Source organism: Streptomyces sp. NPDC058872 (assembly GCF_042743065.1).
In the GTDB taxonomy this organism is placed as follows: Bacteria; Actinomycetota; Actinomycetes; order Streptomycetales; family Streptomycetaceae; genus Streptomyces.
Genome location: NZ_JBHYMK010000007.1, coordinates 157,189 through 173,295, shown reverse-complemented (window position 1 = coordinate 173,295; position 16,107 = coordinate 157,189). Strand labels below are relative to the sequence as shown.

General features: G+C 72.5%; 11 protein-coding genes. 6 read left to right on the top strand and 5 right to left on the bottom strand.

All coding sequences use genetic code 11. The features are described 5' to 3' along the window. Positions 1-26: 26 nt before the first annotated feature. Complete coding sequence (locus tag ACFW22_RS06735; RefSeq protein ID WP_386399921.1) at positions 27-1,406, top strand: GH1 family beta-glucosidase; 1,380 nt, start codon at positions 27-29, stop codon at positions 1,404-1,406. Between the two features lie 82 nt (positions 1,407-1,488). Here ACFW22_RS06735 and ACFW22_RS06730 read toward each other — a convergent pair whose 3' ends face one another. The 3 genes from ACFW22_RS06730 to ACFW22_RS06720 all read right to left on the bottom strand — a co-directional run bounded on the left by ACFW22_RS06730 (position 1,489) and on the right by ACFW22_RS06720 (position 4,759). Further along, complete coding sequence (locus tag ACFW22_RS06730) at positions 1,489-2,508, bottom strand: LacI family DNA-binding transcriptional regulator (protein WP_386399918.1); 1,020 nt, start codon at positions 2,506-2,508, stop codon at positions 1,489-1,491. A gap of 183 nt (positions 2,509-2,691) precedes the next feature. After that, the gene (locus ACFW22_RS06725) at positions 2,692-3,597 is read right to left on the bottom strand and encodes a zinc-binding alcohol dehydrogenase family protein (protein WP_386399916.1); all 906 of its coding nucleotides are present in this window, start codon (positions 3,595-3,597) and stop codon (positions 2,692-2,694) included. A gap of 91 nt (positions 3,598-3,688) precedes the next feature. Continuing rightward, a complete protein-coding gene (locus ACFW22_RS06720) occupies positions 3,689-4,759 on the bottom strand; it encodes an alkene reductase (protein WP_386399913.1) in 1,071 nt (356 codons plus the stop codon). 216 nt (positions 4,760-4,975) lie between these two features. Here ACFW22_RS06720 and ACFW22_RS06715 point away from each other — a divergent pair, with 216 nt between their 5' ends. Then, the gene (locus ACFW22_RS06715) at positions 4,976-5,563 is read left to right on the top strand and encodes a MarR family winged helix-turn-helix transcriptional regulator (RefSeq protein WP_386399909.1); all 588 of its coding nucleotides are present in this window, start codon (positions 4,976-4,978) and stop codon (positions 5,561-5,563) included. Between the two features lie 241 nt (positions 5,564-5,804). On the opposite strand, the gene ACFW22_RS06710 is transcribed toward ACFW22_RS06715, so the two are convergent. Together ACFW22_RS06710 and ACFW22_RS06705 are read right to left on the bottom strand one after the other, a co-directional pair. Continuing rightward, positions 5,805-8,081 carry an ABC transporter permease gene (locus tag ACFW22_RS06710; protein WP_386399987.1) on the bottom strand — a complete coding sequence of 759 codons (2,277 nt, stop codon included), beginning with the start codon at positions 8,079-8,081 and terminating at the stop codon, positions 5,805-5,807. Positions 8,082-8,161: 80 nt separating this feature from the next. Next, complete coding sequence (locus ACFW22_RS06705) at positions 8,162-8,851, bottom strand: ABC transporter ATP-binding protein (RefSeq protein ID WP_386399984.1); 690 nt, start codon at positions 8,849-8,851, stop codon at positions 8,162-8,164. 227 nt (positions 8,852-9,078) lie between these two features. On the opposite strand from ACFW22_RS06705, the gene ACFW22_RS06700 reads away from it, so the two are divergent. The 4 genes from ACFW22_RS06700 to ACFW22_RS06685 all read left to right on the top strand — a co-directional run bounded on the left by ACFW22_RS06700 (position 9,079) and on the right by ACFW22_RS06685 (position 16,071). Beyond that, complete coding sequence (locus tag ACFW22_RS06700; RefSeq protein ID WP_386399905.1) at positions 9,079-10,383, top strand: sensor histidine kinase; 1,305 nt, start codon at positions 9,079-9,081, stop codon at positions 10,381-10,383. Next, positions 10,380-11,060, top strand: a complete 681-nt coding sequence (locus ACFW22_RS06695; protein ID WP_386399902.1) for a response regulator — start codon at positions 10,380-10,382, stop codon at positions 11,058-11,060. Before ACFW22_RS06700 ends, ACFW22_RS06695 begins: the two co-directional genes overlap by 4 nt. A gap of 536 nt (positions 11,061-11,596) precedes the next feature. Beyond that, positions 11,597-13,783, top strand: a complete 2,187-nt coding sequence (locus tag ACFW22_RS06690; RefSeq protein ID WP_386399899.1) for a discoidin domain-containing protein — start codon at positions 11,597-11,599, stop codon at positions 13,781-13,783. 113 nt (positions 13,784-13,896) lie between these two features. After that, entirely contained in the window at positions 13,897-16,071 is a 2,175-nt protein-coding gene (locus ACFW22_RS06685) for a discoidin domain-containing protein (RefSeq protein ID WP_386399896.1), read from the top strand. Positions 16,072-16,107 lie beyond the last annotated feature (36 nt).

Below are 16,107 nucleotides of genomic sequence, written 5' to 3'. Positions count from 1 at the left end.
GGCCCCGTACCGCAGAAAGGCACTCCGTGTCCGATCCCACCGCCCCCCTCGACCTCGGCGCCTTCCCGCCCGCATTCACCTGGGGCACGGCCACCTCCGCCTACCAGATCGAGGGCGCCGTCACCGAGGACGGCCGCGGCCCCTCCATCTGGGACACCTTCTCCCACACCCCGGGCGCCGTCGACAACGGCGACCACGGCGACACGGCCTGCGACCACTACCACCGCTGGCCCACGGACATCGCTCTCATGAAGGAACTGGGCACCGACGCCTACCGGCTGTCGGTCGCCTGGCCGCGCATCCTCCCCGACGGCGACGGACCGGTCAACGCGGCCGGACTCGACTTCTACGACCGGCTCGTCGACGCCCTCCTCGACGCGGGCGTCACCCCCAACGTCACCCTCTACCACTGGGACCTCCCGCAGGCGCTGCAGGACCGGACCGAAGCACACCGCGGCGGCTGGACCGAGCGCGCCACCGCCGAACACTTCGCCCGCTACGCCTCCCTCGTCGCCGAACGCCTCGGCGACCGCGTCACCCAGTGGGCCACCCTCAACGAGCCCCTCTGCTCCGCCTGGATCGGCCACCTCGAAGGACGCATGGCCCCCGGGTACACCGACCTGACCGCGGCGGTCCGCGCCTCCTACCACCTGCTCCTCGGGCACGGCCTCGCGGTCCGGGCCCTGAGGTCGGCCGTACCCGGAGCGCAGATCGGCCTCGTCACCAACCACTCGACCGTCGAACCGGCCTCCAGCCGCCCCGAGGACGTCGCCGCCGCCGCCCGGGCCGACGGCCACACCAACCGCTGGTGGCTCGACCCCGTGTACGGACGCGGTTTCCCCGCCGACATGCGCGAGCTGTACGGGATCGACCTCCCGGAACGCGAGGGCGACGCGGACCTCATCGCCGCCCCCTTGGACTGGCACGGCCTCAACTACTACTTCCCCGTCACCGTCGCCGACGATCCCACGGGCCCCGTGCCGTACGCGCGCGAGGTGCGCCTCCCGGACGTTCCGCGCACCGGCATGGACTGGCAGGTCGACGCGGGCGGCCTGGAGGCCTTCCTGCTGCGCCTCACCGAGGAGTACGGAGTGCGCCGCCTGTACGTCACGGAGAACGGTTCCGCCTTCCCCGACACGGTCGGCCCGGACGGCGCCGTCACGGATCCGGACCGGGCCCGGTACCTGGAGCAGCACCTGGCCGCCTGCGCCCGCGCCCTGCGCAAGGGGGTCCCACTCGCCGGGTACTACGCCTGGTCCCTGCTCGACAACTTCGAATGGGCCTACGGCTACGACAAGCGCTTCGGCCTCGTCCACGTCGACTACGCCACCCAGCAGCGGACGGTCAAGGCGAGCGGCCGGCGCTACGCGGACATCATCCGCACCCACCGGTCGCGGGCGCGTTGATCCGGCACCGTCCACCGTCCCGCGGGGGAGGGGCGGGAGCGATCTCCCGCCCCGCTCCCTTCCCCGCGCGGTGCGGGCGCCGTCAGGCCGAGTCGCGCACCACCAGGACCGGTTCGAAGGCCAGGGACCCGGGTCCGTCCCCCACTCCGTCGAGCACGTCGACCAGCAGCTCCGCCATCGCCGCGGCCATCTGCTCCACCGGCTGCCGCACCGTCGTGAGCGCCGGGCTGCAACTGCGTGCCGCAGCCGAGTCGTCGAAGCCCACCACGGCCACCGCATCGGGAACGGCCACTCCCCGTTCCCCCAGGTACTGGCAGGCCCCCTGCGCCATCAGGTCGTTCGCGGCGAAGACCGCGTCGATCGACGGATCCAGGGCCAGCAGCTCCGCCATCGCACGGCGCCCGCTGTCCACGGTGAAGCGCCCCCGGGCGAGCGGCACCGACGCCGTGCCGAGCGCCGCGCACTCCGCCAAGAACCCTTCGAGGCGGGGCCGCGCCGTCGGAGCGCCCTCCGGTCCGGTGATCATGCCGGGGCGTCGCCGGCCCGTCCCCCACAGGTGCCGGGCCGCAAGGGCGGCCCCCGCGGCGTGGTCGAGGTCCACATGGCCGCACCCGAGGTCCTCGGAGGGCCGGCCGAAGAGGACGGTGGGCAAGCCGGCCGCCACCAGCCGTCCCGGTAGGGGATCGCCCTCGTCGAGCGACACGACGAGGGCGCCGTCGGCCCCGCCGCGCCGGAGGTACGCCACCAGCTGTTCACGGGCCCGCTCCGACTCGGCGACGTGCAGCACGGGTTGCACCGCTCGTCGACGCAGAACCGGCAGCACCCCGTCCACCACGCGTCCGAAGAACGGGTCGGAGAAGATCCGGGCGGCGAAGGCCGAGTCTGTCGTCGAGAGCACCAGGGCCGCGGTCCCGGCACGATCCGTCACCAGCGCACGGGCGGCCTGGTGGGGCGCGTAGCCGATCCGGTCGATCGCGTCCCGAACGGTCCGTTGGATCGCCGGATCCACGTTGCGCACGCCGTTGACCACCCGGGACACCGTCGCCCGGGACACCCCGGCCTCGCGCGCGACGTCTTCGAGCGTCGGTCCTCGATTCCCCACCCGCGCACCTTACCGGCCCCTCCGGAGCGTTCCGGGAGGAACGCCGGACAAACCGAGCGGGCCGTCCACCGGAACGGTCCGACGCTCCCCCTCGCACCGCGGCTCGACGACTCCGTCCCGGTGCGAACGGGGCCCGGCCCGCGCCGTGCCCCGCCGCGTCGTGCCGCCGGGGAAGCGGCGCGGTCAGGGCAGCAGGACTGCCTTGCCGCGGTGGCGGCGGGACTCCAGATCGGCATGGGCCCGTGCGGCCTGGGCCAGCGGATAGGCGGTCCCGATCGGCAGGGCCAGTGCACCGTCCGCGACCAGCCGGACCAGTTCCGGTAGGTGGTCCCCGGTCCGACCGGCGCCGCCCGCACTGAAGCGGACGCCGTGCTCCCGCGCGGACAGGTCGGCGATGGTGACGACCCGGTCCGCAGCACCGGTCAGGGCGACGGAGCCGGGGAGCACTCCGGCTCCGGAGGCGTCGAGGACGTGGTCCACCCCGTCGAGGGTGACGTCCCCGACCCGGTCCGCCCACCCGTCCCCGTAGCGGACCGCAACCGCTCCGAGAGCGGTGACGCGCTCGATGTCCTCCTCGCCGACGGTTCCGATGACCCTGAGGCCCCGGGCGACGGCCAACTGCACCGCGAGCACCCCCACGCTGCCGGCGGCGCCGTGCACCAGGAGGGTCCGGCCGGGACGTACGTCGAGCTCGTCGAGGACCCGGGCCGCGGTCCTGCCGACCGTGACCAGCGAGGCGGCTACCTCCCACGACACCCCGGCGGGCTTGGCCACCGGGTGCTCCAGCAGGGCGTGTTCGCGGTAGCCGCCCCCGACGGTGGCGCCGAGGACCTCGTCCCCCACGGTTGCGTCCGCCCCTTCGCCGACGACGTCCACGACGCCGGCCGCATCGAGGCCCGGAACCATCGGCAGCCGGGCTGGTGCGACGGCGGCCATCCGCCCGGAACGGACCTTCAGGTCGAGCGGGTTCACGGAGGCGGCCCGCACCCGCACCCGGACCTGGCCCGGGCCGGGCTCCGGCGGGACGACCTCGGTCAGCCGCAGTACTTCGGGCGGACCGTACGCGGAGAAGGTGATTGCTTGGGACACGGAGAACTCCTGAGGGGGGAGCAGGGGGTGGTGGGGAAGGGGCGACCGTGCGACGCGTCGGTCGGTCGGCTGGGTCGGTGGGGTCGGCGGCTCAGGAGTCCAGGCGGGGGTAGTCGGTGTAGCCGCGCTGGTCACCGCCGTAGAAGGTGGCCGGGTCCGGGGTGTTGAACGGGCCGCCGGCGGCGAGTCGGGCCGGCAGGTCGGGGTTGGCCAGGAACAGGGCCCCGTAGGAGACCATGTCCGCCGTGCCGTCCTCGACCAGCCCCAGTGCTTCGGGGCCGGTGACCTCCGGGTGGGTGAAGGGGTTCAGGACGAAGGTTCCGGGCCATGCCTTGCGCAGCCGCGCGGTGAGGTCGCGGTCCGGACCCTCCAGGAGGTGGAGGTAGGCCAGGTCCAGATCGGCCAGCTTCGCCAGCAGCGCTTCGTACACCTCGCCCGGGTTCTCCTCGGTCATGTCGTTGTACGGGTTCCCGGGCGAGATCCGCAGGCCGACGCGGTGGCCGCCGATCGCCCCGGCGACCGCGGCGGTGACCTCGAAGGCGAAGCGGATCCCGCGCTCGGTGTCGCCGCCCCAGGCGTCGGTGCGCCGGTTGGCGTGCGGCGCCAGGAACTGGTGGAGCAGGTAGCCGTTGGCGCCGTGGACCTCCACGCCGTCGAAGCCCGCCGCGACGGCATTGCGCGCGGCGGCGGCGAAGTCCTCGATCGTCTGCCGGATCTCCGAATCGCTCAGTTCCTTCGGGGTGACGAACTCCTTCGGCCCCTCGTGGGTGAACACCTGACCCCTGGCGGCCACCGGCGACGGGCCCACCGGCTCCAGCTCCCCGGGCAGCAGGCTGGGGTGGCCGATCCGACCGGTGTGCATCAGCTGCGCGAAGATCACCCCGCCCTCGCGGTGTACGGCATCGGTCACCCTCCGCCAGGCCGTCACCTGCTCGGGCGCGTGCAGACCGGGGGTGTCGGGGTAGCCCTGGCCGACCGGTGAGGGCTGGACGCCCTCGGTCACGATCAGCCCTGCTCCAGCGCGCTGGGCGTAGTAGGTCGCCATCAGATCCGTGGGTTCCGCTCCGGGGCCGAAGGCACGGCTGCGGGTCATCGGAGCCATCACGATCCGGCTGCTCAGGCGGCGGCCGCCAAGGACGATCGGGTCGAATGCTGTCGTCATGGTCGTTTCCTCTCATCGGGGAAGAAGGGGGCTCGGTGTATTCACCGTAGCAGTTACCTGTTCGAACAGGTAATGGCTCCGCTGTATTCCGGAGCTCTCCCTTGGGAGGAAAAATCGTGGCTAATGCTCCCTTTGTGGGGAGTAGGGGTGCTGATCTCGGGTGAAGATCTTGGCTTCGAGGTAGTTTTAGTTGCTCAATCAGGGAAGCGAGGAGAGATGACGGAATCCGTCTCGGGGGAAGGCGACACCGTGCCGTCGGCGGGGGGAGGAGCGAGCGTTCCGGTGCCGGCGACGGCGGGCGGCGGGCCGATCAGCCACGCGATCTTCCGCCTTGCCCGTCTGCACCGCATGTTCGCCGGACAGCTGCTGCGTCGCATCGGCCTGCATCCGGGCCAGGAGCTGGTCATGATGCACCTGTGGGAGCTGGGGGCCCAGCGGCAGGCCGATCTGGTGCGGCTGCTGGACTCCGACGCGGCCACGATGACCCGCACCATCCGGCGTCTGGAGCAGGCCGGTTTCGTACGTCGTCGTCCTTCGCCGACCGACCGGCGCGCCTCGCTCATCGAACCCACTGCGGCGAGCCATGCCCTCCGGCGCGAGGTCGAGCGGAGTTGGGGGCGGCTGGAGGAGCTCGTGGCCGAGGGGCTCACCGCCGATGAGCGGGCCGAGGCACTGCGCACCCTGGAGCGCCTGGAGCAGAACCTGGTGCGGGCGGCCGACGAGGTCGAAGGGTCCGGCGTCGAGGACGAAGGCACGGGCACTGACCCCGCTGCCGGCCGTGCGGGCGTCGACGGAGAGCACTGACCCGACGCGGCCCCGCGGGTGGCGTGGGGCGCGTTCGACCTCGCCGAGCGCGCCCCGGCCCGCGGTATCCGCTGCGACCGCTGCTGTCATTTCGACCGGTTGGATCCGTCCGGCACTCCCGCCTCGGACACCGCGGCCCCTCACCCTCGAAGCCGCAGTCGAAGCACCACCGACTGTGCTGGCATCAGCCGCATGACCGGTGTTCGGGACTCGGGGGCAAGGCCCGTCGTCCGCGGTGGGCCTACTCCGTGCGCAAGGCGGCAGCCGTCCGCATCCGGGCCGCCCACCGCGCCGGCAGCAGCGCCCCGAGGGCGGCGATGACCAGCCCACCCAGACACAAGAGAACCAGCTCCGGCGTCCGGTACACGGCGATCACCGCATCCGGCAGCCGCAGCCCCGCGCTGTCGCCCATCGCGGGCAGTACCCAGCCGTGCAGGGCCACCCCCAGGGGCGTCCCGAGGGCGCCGCCGGCCAGGCCGATGACCGTGACCGAAGTGAGGACCATGCCGGTGGTCTGGCGCGGCGTCATGCCGAGCGCCTTGTGGATGCCCAGCTCGCGGACCCGCTCACGGGTGTCGAGGAGCACACGGCTCAGCACGCCGAGCGCGGCGACCGCGACGAGCATCAGGGTCAGCAGCGCGGACAGGGAGTTGAGGGTGACGACCATCTCGCTTCCGCCCTCAGAGCCGCCCGCCTCGGCGGTCAGGCCCAACGGGCGCAGGTCCTCGCTCAGGGCGTCCGCGTAACTGCTCGCGTCCGTGGCGGACGTGACCGCGATGTGGTGGGCCGTGGGCACGAGGCCCGGTTCGGCGGACCTGAGCGTCGCGGCGTCCGTGAGCACCTGCATGCCGCCGTGGCGAGGGTCGAGGACCTCGCCCACGATCCGCACCGTGACGGGCGCCCGACGGCCGTTGAGGGTGATGGCGTCGCCCACCTGCCGTCCGGTCGCGGTGAGGAATCCGGTCGGTACGACGGCCTCTCCGGGCTTGTCGAGCCAGCGCCCGCCGACCATCACGTACCCGGCCCAGGAGGCATCACCGGTGAACGCGGTGACACGGGTCGAGCCGGACACACCGGCCACCGTCACCGACGTGGAGGCCGTGCCGAAGTGTGCCTGGGTGCCGGGCTGCTCCTCGATCACCGTGCTCGGATCGGCCTGCGACTTCTCCGTACCCGGGAACGGGGGGTGCAGGACGCCGATGGTGACGTCCGCGGCGTCATGGTCCCGGGCCGCCATCACCTCTCCGAGGGAGGAGCCCAGGCCCACCGTGAAGGTGACGGCGATGGTGCCGAACACGATCGCCGTGCCCATGGCCAGAGCGCGGGCGGGTCGGGCGAAGGGCCGTGTCAGGCCGAGCGCGACCGGACGGGGCAGGGGCAGCCGTGCCGCCAGGCGCGCCGCCCACCGGCCGCGGCCCGCTTGCTGGGCGCGGCCTGTGGCGAGGGCGTCGACGGTACGCAGTCGGCCCGCGCGCCAGGCGCTGGCGCACGCGGTCGCGGTCACGAGACCGAGCACCCCGGTGATCACGGCCGCATCCACCCACGGCTCCACCCCCAACCCGCCGGTGCCGTACACCTCTTCGGCGTCGGACAGGATCGGGACGGCAAGCAGGTGGCCCGTCACCACGCCGAGCGCCGTGCCCATGAGCGTCGGTAGCAGTGCCTGACCCAGGTAGGCGCGTACGACCTGGGCGGGAGTGAAACCGATCGCCTTGAGGATGCCGATCCGGCGGATGCTCGAGCCGACCGCGGTCGCGACCACGGTGCCCACGACGAGCACCGACATGACCAGCCCGAGGACCCCGAACGCCACCAGGAAGGGGACGTAGAGCGCGGTGCCCCGCTCGGCGTTCTTCTTCGTGACGAGCCAGGACTGGGAGCCGGCGACCGCCTTCGCGGGAAGCCGTGCGGTCACCGCCTCGCGGCCGGCCGCGACCTGGTCGGCGGTGTCCGCCGCGGCGAAGCGGTACAGCATCTGGCGGCCGTTCGCCTGCCCGTGCGGAGTGAGGGCGGTGAGCTGGGTCGGGGTGACCCAGGCTTCAGCGGTGCCGGTCGCGGAGCGGGCCGTGCCGACCACCTCGAGGGCCGGACCGCCCGGCAGATCGGGGAAGGCGACCTGCCGGCCGATGGCCGAGGAGCGCCGGCCTCCGGCCGCCAACACGATCTCGCCCGGGCCGCTGGCCCATCGGCCCGCGGTCAGGGCGAGGCGGTCGACGGTTCCGCCCGGCCCGGCCCGTCCGACCAGGGTCATCGGCGGCTCGGGGAAGCCGTCGGAGAAGCGCGGGGTGAGCGTAGTCGTACGGAAGGGACCCGCCGCGGCGCTCACTCCGGCAGCGTCGCCCGTGGCCCGCAGTTCGGCGTCGCTCGTGCCCGGCGCGTACTGCACGGACAGGTGCGCACCGTCCTGCCGCGTGAAGGCGGCGTCGAACGGCCCGCTGGAGGCGACGAGCAGCGACCCGGCGAGCACGGACGAGGCCACGGCGATCAGCGCGGCGAGCGCGATCAGCGCGGTCTGCACGCGCCGGCGCCCCGCCCCGGAGCGGACGACACGACTCAGGGCGCCCGTGCGGCTGCGCAGCGACCCTCGACCTTCGGCGCTCAACGGACCTCCCCCACAAGGGAGTCGGCGACGGTTCTGCCGTCGGCGAGGTGGATCGTGCGGGTCGTGCACGCCTGGGCCAGGGCCACGTCGTGGGTCACCAGGACAAGGGTCTGGCCGTCGGCGTGCAACTCGCGCAGCAGTTCGCTGACGTCCTCGCCGGACGCCGAATCCAGGGCGCCGGTCGGTTCGTCGGCCAGCAGCAGCGGCGGCCGGTTCATCAACGCCCTCGCCACCGCCACGCGTTGCCGCTCACCACCCGAGAGCCGGCCGGGATGGGCGCGGGCATGCCGGTCGATGCCCAGGCTCTCCAGCAGCTCCGCCGCCCGCCGGTACGCTGCGCCGCGCGCCATGCCGGCCAGCTGGGCGGGCAGCACCACGTTGTCGGTGACGGTCAGATCGTCGAGCAGGTGGAAGAACTGGAACACCATCCCGATCTTGGCCCGCCGGAAGCGGGCCGCCGCCGCTTCACCGAGCCCGTCGACCCGCACCCCGTCCACGGTGACCGTCCCCGCGTCCGGTCGGTCCAGGCCCGCGACCAGATGGAGCAGCGTGGACTTCCCGCTGCCCGACGGCCCGAGGATCGCGACTGCCTCACCGGCCTGCACGCTCAGGGAGGCGCCCCGCAGGGCGGGCAGTCCCTCGGAAGCCGCGTCGTGGCGGCGGCTCACGTCGCGCAGTTCGACCATTGGCGTGGTGGGCACGGGGTCCTCCTCGAGTCCTTGCGTTCCGCCCGGCTGGGCCCGACCGACGCTAGGGGCGAGGAGGGCCGCGCCGCGTCGGCAACCGGACCCACATCGGCGGAACGCGAGGACGAGATCCCGGCGGGGTCCTCCTCGGGAAGTAGTCGTGCGGCGTACGAGGGCGATCTGCGAGAACGATGCGAGGCGCAGGGCCGCTCGGCGACAATGGCCCGATGAGGACAGCGCCCGTGGCAGCCAGGCCGAGAGACGGCATCGCCCTGCTGCGACGACCGACGGGTCCGCCGACCTGCCCTGCCCGGCGCAACCTGGTCTTCGACGTGCTGCTCGTCCTGGTCATCGGCGGCGTCGTACTCCACTGGGCCGTGCGCAACGGCGCGGAACGGCTGCGCAACTCGCCCGACGGCATCGCCACGCTCGTGCTCGGCTCGGAGGCGGGCACCGAGATCGCCGTGGTGGTGCTGACGGTTCTCGCCTGGGCGCCCTTGGCCCTCCGCCGCCGATACCCCCTGGCAGTGCTGTGGACCGTGACGGCGGCGGCAGTGATGACGCCGGCCAGCGCGCAGCGGATCACCTTCTACGCGATCGTCATCGCCGTTTACACGGCCGCCGTCTACAGCCCCTACCGAGCCGCCACCCTGCTCAGCCTGCCGGTGACCGTGTTCACCATCGGCACGGACGAGCAGACCCGCATCATGGGGGCGATGACCTCGCCGCCCATCGTCCCCACCCAGTACGTCCCGCTGCTCATCCTCATCCCGCTGATCTTCGCGGCGAACGGCATGCGCACGTGGAAGCTGCGTACCGCAGCAAGCCAGGACCGGGTGTCGGCCCTGGAACGCGAACGCGCCGAGGACCTGCGCCGCGCGACGGAGCAGGAGCGGGCCCGCATCGCCCGCGAGCTGCACGACGTCGTCACGCACAACGTGAGCATGATGACCATCCAGGCGGGCGCCGCGCGCAAGGTCATGGACCTCGCTCCCGACGATGCCCGCGAGGCCCTCCTCGCCGTCGAGGCGGCCGGCCGCTCGGCGCTGACCGAACTGCGCCACACGATGGGCCTCCTCACCATGAACGACCCCCAGGCCCCCGACCGGCCGACCGCCCCCGACCTCTCACCGCAGCCGGGCCTCGACCAGTTGGACTCCCTCGTCGACCGCATGCGCCACACCGGAGTGCCCGTCACCCTCACCAGGTCCGGCACCCCGCGCGACGTACCTTCCGGCGTCGGGCTCGCCGCCTACCGCGTCGTCCAGGAGGCCCTGACGAACACCGTCAAGCACGCTGCCGGAGCGCTGGCGAACGTGAGCGTCGACTATGCCGACGACCACCTGAAGGTCGAGATCACCGACACCGGCGGCGCCCCCTCCGCCACCGCGGCCACCGGCAACGGCCGAGGCCTGCTCGGCCTGCGCGAGCGCCTGTCCGTCTACGACGGCACCCTGGACACCGGGCGCCGCCTGACCGGCGGTTACCGCGTCAGGGCCCACATCCCCCTGCCCCCCGTGGAGACCGTGTGAGTGCGCCCCTGCGCGTCGTGGTCGCCGATGACCAGGCACTCGTACGCACCGGCTTCCGGTTGATCCTCATGGCCGACGGCATCGACGTGGTCGCCGAGGCCGCAGACGGCGAGGAGGCGGTCGAGGCGGTGGCCCGCACCCGGCCCGACGTCGTGCTGATGGACGTCCGCATGCCCGAGCTGGACGGTCTGGAGGCCACCCGCCGCATCCTCACCGGTGCCCCCGACGAGCCGCGCGTGATCATGCTGACCACCTTCGACCTCGACGACCTGGTCTATGCGGCCCTCGCCGCCGGAGCCAGCGGCTTCCTGCTCAAGGACGTCACCCCCGAGCACTTGGTCACCGCCGTCCGCTTGGTCCGCACCGGCGACGCCCTGCTCGCGCCGGCCATCACCCGTCGCCTCGTGGAGCGCCACGCCCGCAGCGCCGCCGCGCCCGCCCCCGACAGGGCCCCGCACCGCGACCTGGAAACCCTCACCCCCCGCGAACTGGAAGTCCTGCGCCTGCTGGCCCAGGGGCTGAGCAACGCCGAACTGGCCGAGCGTCTCTTCCTGTCCGAGACGACCGTGAAGACCCACGTCGGCCGCATCCTCGCCAAGCTCCGACTCCGTGACCGCGTCCAGGCCGTGGTCACCGCCTACGAAACCGGACTGGTCATCCCCAAGGCGGCCGGGTGAGCGCCTTGCCCAGGAGCGCTCCCGAGGCAGCGGCTTCGGGGCGTGGTGGGGGCTTCAGAACCCGTCCCTGAACCTCGGACGACGGGTCCCCGGCACCGCTCGCCGAGACCGGCGTTGAGGTGGTGCGTCCCTGTCCCGGAGCGCACCTCATGGCGCTCGATGCCCGCAGTTCCGGTCCCGGAAGCTCATCCGGACGCACGGCCTCCGCCCGCACCGGCCGGGCCGGTGAGCCGTGCGGTGGTCCGCCGGACCCGGGGCGTCTCGGCGGTCATGCGCGGGGCGCACCTCGAACGAGCCCCCTCGGGCGCCTCGTTGCTGTGGGTGCGGCGCGCCGTCCCGGCCGCTCCGCTCCGCCCGCAGGCTCTGCGGAAGGAGCGGGCGCGAGGGGGGTGCGATTGCCCCGCGGCGCGTTTCGATGCTTAGTGCACGCTATAAGAAAAGGTCTGCCGCAAGGCTTGACCGTCAACTCCCGCCGCGGGCAAGGTTTCGGGAGAGCGCTCTCCCACGTTTCCCTCCCGTAAACCGAGGAGCCCCCCATGCCCTCCGTCGGGTCCACGCCGTTCTTCCGGCGCCCCGCTCCACTACTCCGCCGCGCCGCCGCCGGAGCCCTCGTCTCAGCGCTGGCGGGCGCCCTGCTCGCCGTCGCCCCCGCCACAACGGCCCAGGCCGCCCCCACCCTGCTCTCCCAGGGCAAGACCGCCACCGCCTCCTCCACCGAGGGCGCCGCCTACAGCGCGTCCGCCGCCGTCGACGGCGACCTCACCGGCACCCGCTGGGCCAGCGCCTGGCAGGATTCCCAGTGGATTCAGATCGACCTCGGTCGCACCGCCGACCTCAACCGGGCCGTCCTCAGCTGGGAAACCGCCTACGGCCGCAGCTATCAGATCCAGGCGTCCGACAACGGCACCGACTGGCACACGCTGGCGGCAGTCACCGACGGCGACGGCGGCACCGATGACCTCTCCCTGTCCGGATCCGGCCGCTACGTGCGGATGAACGGCCTCACCCGCGGCACCGGATACGGCTTCTCCCTCTGGGAGTTCCAGGTCTACGGCACCACTGGCGGCGGTGGCCCCACCCTGCCCGGCGGCGGTGACCTGGGGCCCAACGTACACATCTTCGACCCCTCCACCCCCGGCATCCAGAACACGCTCGACAGCGTCTTCCAGCAGCAGGAGTCGGCCCAGTTCGGCGACGGCCGGCACGCCTTCCTGTTCAAGCCGGGCACGTACGAAGGCCTCAACGCACAGATCGGCTTCTACACCCAGATCGCCGGCCTGGGCCTACGCCCCGACGACACCACCATCAACGGCGACGTGACCGTCGACGCCGGCTGGTTCAACGGCAACGCCACCCAGAACTTCTGGCGCTCCGCCGAGAACCTCGCCCTCGACCCGGTCAACGGAACCGACCGCTGGGCGGTCTCCCAGGCGTCCTCCTTCCGCCGGATGCACGTCAAGGGCGGTCTGAACCTCGCCCCGAGCGGCTACGGCTGGGCCAGCGGCGGCTACATCGCCGACTCCAAGATCGACGGCCAGGTGGGCAACTACAGCCAGCAGCAGTGGTACACCCGCGACAGCGCCATCGGCGGCTGGTCGAACTCCGTCTGGAACCAGGTCTTCTCCGGCGTCGAGGGCGCCCCGGCGAACGCCTTCCCCGAACCGCGCTACACCACGCTCGACACCACCCCGATCTCCCGGGAGAAGCCCTTCCTCTACTTCGAGGGCGGTGAACTGAAGGTCTTCGCCCCGGCCAAGCGCACCAACGCCCGGGGCGTCAGTTGGAGCGGCACCCCGCAGGGCGAGTCCATCCCCCTCAGCGACTTCTACGTCGTCAAGCCCGGAACCACTGCCGCCACCATCAACCAGGCGCTGGACCAGGGGCTGCACCTGCTGTTCACCCCGGGCGTCTACCACGTCGACCGCACCCTCACGGTGAACCGGCCCGGCACCGTGGTGCTCGGACTCGGACTGGCCACGATCATCCCGGACAACGGAGTCACCGCCCTGCGGGTCGCCGACGTCGACGGCGTCCGCCTGGCCGGTTTCCTCATCGACGCCGGACCGGTCAACTCGCCCACCCTCCTGGAGATCGGCCCCCAGGGTTCCTCCGCGGACCACGCGGCGAACCCGACCACCGTCCAGGACGTCTACATCCGCATCGGCGGCGCCGGCCCCGGCAAGGCCACCACCAGCCTGGTCGTCAACAGCGACGACACCATCATCGACCACACCTGGATCTGGCGCGCCGACCACGGCGAGGGCGTCGGTTGGGAGACCAACCGAGCCGACTACGGCGTCCGCGTCAACGGCGACGACGTCCTCGCCACCGGCCTGTTCGTCGAGCACTTCAACAAGTACGACGTCGAGTGGTACGGCGAACGAGGCAGGACGATCTTCTTCCAGAACGAGAAGGCCTACGACGCCCCGAACCAGGCCGCCGTCCAGAACGGCTCCGTCAAGGGCTACGCCGCCTACCGCGTCGACGACGCGGTGACCACCCACGAAGGTTGGGGCCTCGGCAGCTACTGCTACTACAACGTCGACCCCACCATCCGGCAGGACCACGGCTTCCGCGCCCCGGTACGGCCCGGCGTGAAGTTCCACAGCCTGCTCACCGTCTCGCTCGGCGGCAACGGCCAGTTCGAGCACGTCATCAATGACGTCGGCGCCCCCACCCAGGGCACCGAAACGGTCCCGTCCACCGTCGTCTCCTACCCCTGACGGTCCCCGGGCGCGCCTCCGACCGGCGCGCCCGGCCCCTTCCTTCCGGGTGGCACGTCCCCGCCGCGCCACCCGGAACGCCGCTCCGCCTCCCCTCCCGTCCTGGAGTCGCCATGACCACGCGCACCGCCACGACACCCCCGACGTCCCCGCCGCGCAGCCGCCCCCTCACCACCTTCGCCGTACTCGGAGCACTCCTGGCCGGCTCCGTCACCGCACTGACCGCCGCCCCCGCCAGCGCCGTCGAAACCCTGCTCTCCCAGGGCAGGACCACGACCGCCTCCTCCTCCGAGGGCGCCGCCTACAGCGCGTCCGCCGCCGTCGACGGCGACCTCACCGGCACCCGCTGGGCCAGCCAGTGGAGCGACGACCAGTGGATCCGGATCGACCTCGGCCAGCGCGCTTCCGTGAGCCGCATCGTGCTGACCTGGGAGAACGCATACGGCAAGGCGTACGACCTCCAGCTCTCCGACGACGGCACCGACTGGCGCACCGTCCGGTCGGTGACCGATGGGGACGGCGGCACCGACGACCTCGCCGTCTCCGGCACCGGGCGCTACGTGCGCCTCAAGGGCCTGACCCGCGGCACCGGATACGGCTACTCCCTGTGGGAGTTCCAGGTCTACGGCGAGGCCGGGCCCGCGCCCGGCGGCGCCGTCCGGGTCACCGGCAGCCAGGGCGACTGGCAACTCACCGTCGACGGAAAGCCGTACACCGTCAAGGGCGTCACCTGGGGCCCCTCGATCGCCGACTCCGCCCGCCACCTTCCCGACGCCAAGGCGATGGGGGTCAACACCATCCGCACCTGGGGCACCGACGCGGGCACCAAGCCCCTCCTCGACGCCGCTGCCGCCCAGGGCCTCCGCGTCATCAACGGATTCTGGCTCCAGCCCGGCGGCGGGCCCGGTTCCGGCGGCTGCGTCGACTACGTCGGCGACGATGCCTACAAGTCCGCCATGCTGACCGAGTTCGCCACCTGGGTCGACGCCTACAAGTCGCACCCGGCGACCCTGCTGTGGAACGTCGGCAACGAATCCGTCCTCGGACTGCAGAACTGCTACGCCGGTGCCGCCCTGGAGGCCCAGCGCGACGCCTACACCACCTTCGTCAACGACGTCGCCAAGAAGATCCACAGCATCGACCCCGACCACCCGGTCACCTCGACCGACGCGTGGACCGGGGCCTGGCCCTACTACCGGCGCAACGCCCCCGATCTCGACCTGTACGCGATGAACTCCTACGCAGACGTCTGCGGGGTGCGCCGGGCGTGGGAGGAGGGCGGCTACACCAAGCCGTACGTCATCACGGAGACCGGGCCGGCCGGAGAGTGGGAGACCGCCGAGGACGCCAACGGAGTCCCCGAGGAGCCCACCGACGTCCAGAAGGCCGAGGGGTACACCCGGGCCTGGGAGTGCGTCACCGGGCACCACGGCGTCGCACTCGGCGCCACCGTCTTCCACTACGGCGTCGAGCACGACTTCGGCGGCATCTGGTTCAACCTGCTGCCCGACGGGCTCAAGCGCCTCTCCTACTACGCCGTCAAGAAGGCGTACACCGGTGGCACCACCGGGGACAACACCCCGCCGGTCGTCTCCGGCATGACCGTCACCCCGGCCGGATCCGCGCCCGCCGGGGGCGAGTTCACCGTCCACGCCGACGTGCGGGACCCCGACGGAGACCCCGTCACCACCAAGGTCTTCCTCAGCGGGAACTACGCCAACGGCGACAAGCGACTGGTGGAGGCGCCCCACCGTCCGCTCGGCGACGGTACCTGGGCCGTCACCGCACCCGACCGGCTCGGCGTGTGGAAGGTGTACGTCCAGGCCGAGGACGGCCGCGGCAACGTCGGGATCGAGACGCGCTCCGTCAAGGTCGTCCCCCCGCCGGTGTCCGGTACCGACATCGCCCGGAACCGACCCACCACCGCCTCCTCCTACCAGACCTCGTACGGCGATTGCCCCTGCCCGCCGGCCAACGCCACCGACGGCGACCCCGGCACCCGCTGGGCCAGCGACTGGAGCGATCCGCAGTGGATCCGCGTCGACCTCGGGGCCGTCCGCTCCTTCCGTCGGCTCCAGCTCGTCTGGGACCCGGCCTTCGCCCGGGCCTACGAGGTCCAGGTCTCCGACGACGACCGGTCCTGGCGCACCGTGCACAGCGTGACGGACGGCGACGGCGACGTGGACGCCCTGGAGACCGCGGCCACCGGCCGGTACGTCCGCCTCCTGCTCACCGCCCGGGGCACCGGCTGGGGCTACTCGCTCCATGACTTCGGCATCTACGCCTGACGGGTCCCCGCAGGCAGAGACCGCTCCACCCATCGA

Coding starts and splice junctions, on each gene's coding strand:
- ACFW22_RS06720 (WP_386399913.1), bottom strand. CDS start 4,759: ATGACGACAGCATTCGACCCGATCGTCCTTGGCGGCCGCCGCCTGAGC.
- ACFW22_RS06715 (WP_386399909.1), top strand. CDS start 4,976: ATGACGGAATCCGTCTCGGGGGAAGGCGACACCGTGCCGTCGGCGGGG.
- ACFW22_RS06705 (WP_386399984.1), bottom strand. CDS start 8,851: ATGGTCGAACTGCGCGACGTGAGCCGCCGCCACGACGCGGCTTCCGAG.
- ACFW22_RS06700 (WP_386399905.1), top strand. CDS start 9,079: ATGAGGACAGCGCCCGTGGCAGCCAGGCCGAGAGACGGCATCGCCCTG.
- ACFW22_RS06690 (WP_386399899.1), top strand. CDS start 11,597: ATGCCCTCCGTCGGGTCCACGCCGTTCTTCCGGCGCCCCGCTCCACTA.
- ACFW22_RS06685 (WP_386399896.1), top strand. CDS start 13,897: ATGACCACGCGCACCGCCACGACACCCCCGACGTCCCCGCCGCGCAGC.